The organism is Mesorhizobium sp. M7A.F.Ca.AU.001.01.1.1, assembly GCF_004022735.1.
Taxonomy (GTDB): Bacteria; Pseudomonadota; Alphaproteobacteria; order Rhizobiales; family Rhizobiaceae; genus Mesorhizobium; species Mesorhizobium ciceri.
Map to the genome: position 1 here is coordinate 1 of NZ_RZPF01000498.1, position 5,085 is coordinate 5,085.

The 5,085-nt window shown below is 64.2% G+C and carries 4 protein-coding genes and 1 pseudogene; 4 read left to right on the plus strand and 1 reads right to left on the minus strand.

The features are described from left to right. The 4 genes from EN884_RS25360 to EN884_RS25375 all read left to right on the plus strand — a co-directional run. Nucleotides 1–222 (plus strand): glycine cleavage T C-terminal barrel domain-containing protein (locus EN884_RS25360; protein ID WP_164895146.1); only part of this gene is annotated, 222 nt, incomplete at its 5' end. Next, nucleotides 219–1,124, plus strand: coding sequence for a homocysteine S-methyltransferase family protein (locus tag EN884_RS25365; protein ID WP_013531135.1), 906 nt, complete (start codon nucleotides 219–221; stop codon nucleotides 1,122–1,124). The genes EN884_RS25360 and EN884_RS25365, both read left to right, overlap by 4 nt. Continuing rightward, nucleotides 1,117–2,298 carry a pyridoxal phosphate-dependent aminotransferase gene (locus tag EN884_RS25370; protein ID WP_013531134.1) on the plus strand — a complete coding sequence of 394 codons (1,182 nt, stop codon included), beginning with the start codon at nucleotides 1,117–1,119 and terminating at the stop codon, nucleotides 2,296–2,298. Before EN884_RS25365 ends, EN884_RS25370 begins: the two co-directional genes overlap by 8 nt. Beyond that, the gene (locus tag EN884_RS25375) at nucleotides 2,295–4,745 is read left to right on the plus strand and encodes an FAD-dependent oxidoreductase (protein WP_013531133.1); all 2,451 of its coding nucleotides are present in this window, start codon (nucleotides 2,295–2,297) and stop codon (nucleotides 4,743–4,745) included. Before EN884_RS25370 ends, EN884_RS25375 begins: the two co-directional genes overlap by 4 nt. Nucleotides 4,746–4,796: 51 nt before the next feature. On the opposite strand, the pseudogene EN884_RS25380 reads toward EN884_RS25375, so the two are convergent. After that, nucleotides 4,797–5,085 (minus strand): annotated as a pseudogene (locus EN884_RS25380) (flavodoxin family protein); the annotation flags it as partial.

Sequence of the window (5,085 nt, forward strand, 5' to 3'; positions counted from 1 at the left end):
CAGGTTTCTACACTCTGGCATGACGGCAAGATCGTCGGCGAGACGACGTCCGGCGGCTGGGGCCATCGCATCGACAAGTCGATCGCGCTCGGCATGCTGCGCGCCGACCTGGCCAAACCAGGTACATCAGTCGAGGTCGAAATCTTCGGTGACCGCTTTCAGGCAATCGTGCAGAAGGATGAACCGCTGTGGGATCCGAAGAACGAAAGGCTGCGCGCATGAAGAAAATCATCCTCACCGATGGCGGCATGGGCCAGGAACTGGTCCGCCGCAGCCAATCCGAGCCGACGCCGCTATGGTCGGCCAGGGTGCTGATCGACGAACCGGATCTGGTGCGCGACCTGCACGCGGAATTCATCCGTGCCGGCGCACGTGTCATCACCATCAACACCTATTCTGCGACACCCGAACGCCTGGCGCGCGAAGGTGCGGAAGACCTATTCAAGCCATTGCAGAAGCGCGGCATCGAATTGGCCAGGCAGGCCCGCGACGAGGCCGGCGATGCAGCCATCGCCGGTTGCCTGTCGCCGCTTTTCGGCAGCTATGCACCGGCACTGACCATTTCCTTCGAGGAGACGCTCGAGATTTACCGCCGCATCGTTGCCGAGCAGGCCGATGGCGTCGACCTGTTCCTGTGTGAAACCATGGCGTCGGCGGACGAAGCCCGCGCAGCGGTGACCGCTGCATCGGAAAGCGGCAAGCCGGTATGGGTATCGTGGACGCTGGCTGACCACGGCAAGCCGCGGCTGCGCAGCGGCGAAGCCATTGCCACCGCGGCAAGCGCGCTCGACGGCCTGGCAGTCGCAGCGCGGCTGGTCAATTGCTGCCGGCCGGAAGCAATCGCCGCGGCTTTGCCTGAACTGATCGGCCTCGGCGGCCCGGTCGGCGCATATGCCAATGGCTTCACGTCAACCGAAGCACTTAAGCACGGCGGCACCGTCGATGTGCTGCACGCTCGTCACGACCTTGGCCCGGATGCCTATGCAGACCAGGCGATCGGCTGGGTGGAGGCTGGCGCAAGCATCGTTGGCGGCTGCTGCGAAGTCGGACCACCGCACATCGCCGCCCTGCGCGACCGGCTCGAACAGGCCGGCTACGAAATTTCGGGAGTTTTGCATGCCTAGACCATCATCGCGCATTTCCGGCATCGTGCCTTCGGGCAAGGACGGCTGGGAAGTCCATTTCGCCGCCTGGACGCGCAAGGAGGCCGGCGAAGACATCATCATGCTGTCGGTTGGCGACCATGATTTCGACACGCCTTCGCAGACCATTGAAGCCTGTGTGACCGCGGTTCGCGGCAGCAATCATCACTACACCCCGCTTCCCGGCTTGCCGCGCCTGCGCAAGGCGATGGCCGCAGCCTCGAGCGCCTGCACCGGCGTCGAGACATCGCCGGATCAGGTGATCGCCACGCCGGGCGGCCAGGCCGCACTCTACGCGGCCGTGCAGGGCGTGCTCGACCAGGGCGATCACGCCATCGTCGTGGCACCCTATTATGCCACCTATCCCAACACGTTCAGCGCCGCTGGCGCTGATTTCACCGTCGTCGAGACACCGGCCGAGGATGGCTTCCAGCCGCGAGCCGACATGATCCGCGCGGCAATCCGGCCGAACACGCGCGCCATCCTGATCAACACGCCGAACAATCCGACCGGTGCGGTCTATTCGCGCGAGCGGCTGGAACAGTTGGCAGAAGTCTGCCGGGAGCACGACCTCTGGCTGCTGTCGGACGAAGTCTACTGGACGCTCGGCGGCGGCGAGCACGTCTCGCCGCGCTCGCTGCCAGGAATGGCCGAGCGCACGCTGGTCATCAATTCGATGTCCAAGAGCCACGGCATGACCGGTTGGCGCATGGGCTGGCTGACGGGACCGGAGCAGATGATCACGCTCATGATCAATCTCAATCTGGTGACGACCTACGGCCTGCCGGCCTTCATCTCGATCGCTTGTTCCGAGGCGCTGGAGAACCGTTACGGCGTCAAGGAGATCGCCGAACGCTACGCGGCACGCCGCACCGTCTTGCTCGACGCCGTGCGGGGCATGAACGATGTCACCGTGCGCGGTTCGGAGGGCGGCATGTATGTCATGCTCGACATCTCGGCCGTCGAGCCGGACGACGAGAAATTCGCCTGGGCCCTGCTCGACAAGGAAAAGGTTGGCGTGATGCCCGGCTCCAGCTTCGGCGAGGCGGCCGCCGGCCACATTCGCATCAGCCTCTGCCAGCCCGAACCCGTGCTGCAGGAAGCTGCACTTCGTCTGCGCCGCTTTGCTTCCAGCTACCGTTGCGAGGCAGCATGATCGCCAAGGCAGTTCCCGCCAAAGCAAGAGCGGTCATCATCGGCGGCGGCGTTTCCGGCTGCTCGGTCGCCTATCACCTGGCCAAGCTCGGCTGGACCGATATCGTGCTTCTCGAACGCAAGCAGCTGACGTCGGGCACGACATGGCATGCCGCCGGCCTGATCGGCCAGCTGCGCGGTTCGCAGAACATGACGCGGCTGGCGAAATATTCCGCCGACCTCTACGTCAAGCTGGAAGCAGAGACCGAAGTCGGCACCGGCATGCGCCAGGTCGGTTCGATCACCGTGGCGCTGACCGAGGAGCGCAAGCACGAGATCTACAGGCAAGCGTCGCTGGCGCGTGCCTTCGATGTCGACGTGCGCGAGATTTCGCCCAGGGAAGTCAGCGAGATGTACCCGCATCTCAATGTTTCCGATGTCGTCGGCGCCGTGCATCTGCCGCTCGACGGCCAGTGCGACCCCGCCAACATCGCCATGGCACTGGCCAAGGGCGCGCGCCAGCGCGGTGCGACCATCGTCGAGAACGTCAAGGTCACCAAGGTCCACAGCAAGGCCGGCCGCGTCACGGGCGTGTCCTGGACACAAGGCGAAGAGCAAGGCACGATCGAGGCCGACATCGTCGTCAACTGCGCCGGCATGTGGGCGCGCGAACTGGGAGCGCAGAACGGCGTCACCATCCCGCTGCACGCCTGCGAGCATTTTTACCTCGTCACCGAGCCGATCCCCGGCCTCACCCGCCTGCCGGTGCTGCGTGTGCCCGACGAGTGTGCCTACTACAAGGAGGACGCCGGCAAGATGATGCTGGGCGCTTTCGAGCCGGTGGCAAAGCCCTGGGGCATGGACGGCATCCGTGAAGATTTCTGCTTCGACCAACTGCCGGAGGATATGGAGCATTTCGAGCCGATCCTCGAAATGGGCGTCAACCGCATGCCGATGCTGGCGACCGCCGGCATCCACACCTTCTTCAATGGTCCCGAGAGTTTTACGCCCGACGACCGCTACTATCTCGGCGAGGCGCCGGAACTGTCCGGCTACTGGATGGCGACCGGCTACAATTCGATCGGCATCGTCTCCTCCGGTGGCGCCGGCATGGCGCTGGCGCAGTGGATCAATGACGGCGAAGCCCCCTTCGACCTGTGGGAAGTAGACATCCGCCGCGCCCAGCCGTTCCAGAAGAACCGCCGCTATTTGAAGGAGCGCGTCTCTGAAACGCTTGGTCTGCTCTATGCCGATCATTTCCCCTATCGTCAGATGGCGACGTCGCGCAATGTCAGGCGCTCGCCGCTGCACGAGCATCTGAAGGCGCGCGGCGCTGTCTTCGGCGAAGTCGCCGGCTGGGAGCGCGCCAACTGGTTCGCCCGCGAGGGCCAGGAGCGCGAATACCGCTATTCCTGGAAGCGCCAGAACTGGTTCGACAATCAGCGCAAGGAACACCTTGCGGTCAGGAATGGCGTCGGCCTGTTCGACATGACCTCGTTCGGCAAGATCCGTGTCGAGGGCCGCGACGCCTGTGCTTTCCTGCAAAGACTATGCGCCAACGACATGGATGTCGCGCCGGGCAAGATCGTCTACACCCAGATGCTCAACCAGCGCGGCGGCATCGAGAGTGACCTGACGGTCTCGCGGTTGTCCGAGACGGCGTTCTTCCTCGTCGTCCCAGGCGCCACGCTGCAGCGCGATCTGGCTTGGCTGCGCAAGCACGTCGCCGACGAGTTCGTCGTCGTCACCGACGTAACGGCGGCCGAAAGCGTGCTCTGCCTGATGGGCCCGGACGCGAGAAAGCTGATCCAGAAGGTCAGCCCGAACGATTTCTCCAATGAGAAAAATCCGTTCGGCACGTATCAGGAGATCGAAATCGGCATGGGCCTGGCTCGCGCCCACCGCGTCACCTATGTCGGCGAACTCGGCTGGGAGCTCTATGTCTCGACCGACCAGGCGGCCCATGTCTTCGAGGTGGTCGAGGAGGCAGGTGTGGATGTCGGCCTGAAACTCTGCGGCCTGCACACGCTGGATTCCTGCCGCATCGAAAAAGCGTTCCGGCATTTCGGCCATGACATCACCGACGAGGACAATGTGCTGGAAGCCGGCCTCGGCTTCGCGGTGAAGACCGCCAAGGGCGACTTCATCGGCCGTGACGCGGTGCTGCGCAAGAAGGAAGCCGGCCTGTCACGCCGGCTCGTACAGTTCCGGCTGAAGGATCCGGAACCCCTGCTCTTCCATAACGAGGCGATCCTGCGCGACGGTAAGATCGTTGGTCCGATAACGTCTGGCAATTACGGCCATCACCTCGGCGGCGCCGTCGGGCTGGGCTATGTGCCTTGCGAGGGCGAGAGCGAGGCGGATGTGCTGGCGTCGTCCTATGAGATCGAAATCGCCGGCGAGCGTTTTGCGGCGGAAGCCTCGCTGAAGCCGATGTACGATCCGAAATCGGAGCGGACGAGGATGTAGTGCCTTCTCGCCTCCCCCTTTGTGGGGGGGAAGGAAGGGAAAGTCGCCCTCTCAAAACCTTTCCAGCTTCCCTCGCACCTTCGCCAGAAACGCCGCCCTTGTCGCCGGCGTCGAGGCATCCATCAAATAGTGCGCCAGGAAAAACGTCCGGCAGCGCGTGGCGCACAGCGCCCGCATGCCGCGCAGCAGGGTCTTGCGTCCCGGCTGGCCGACGACGACGCTCCACCAGGTCGGCGCGCCGCAGGTGGTGATGACGCCGACGTTGGTGACATGCGTCATCAGCGACTTGATCCGTCCCTTGCCGGTCGGCAGCTTGAAGGCGACGTCCGTCGCCCACACC

Coding starts and splice junctions, on each gene's coding strand:
- EN884_RS25365 (WP_013531135.1), top strand. CDS start 219: ATGAAGAAAATCATCCTCACCGATGGCGGCATGGGCCAGGAACTGGTC.
- EN884_RS25370 (WP_013531134.1), top strand. CDS start 1,117: ATGCCTAGACCATCATCGCGCATTTCCGGCATCGTGCCTTCGGGCAAG.
- EN884_RS25375 (WP_013531133.1), top strand. CDS start 2,295: ATGATCGCCAAGGCAGTTCCCGCCAAAGCAAGAGCGGTCATCATCGGC.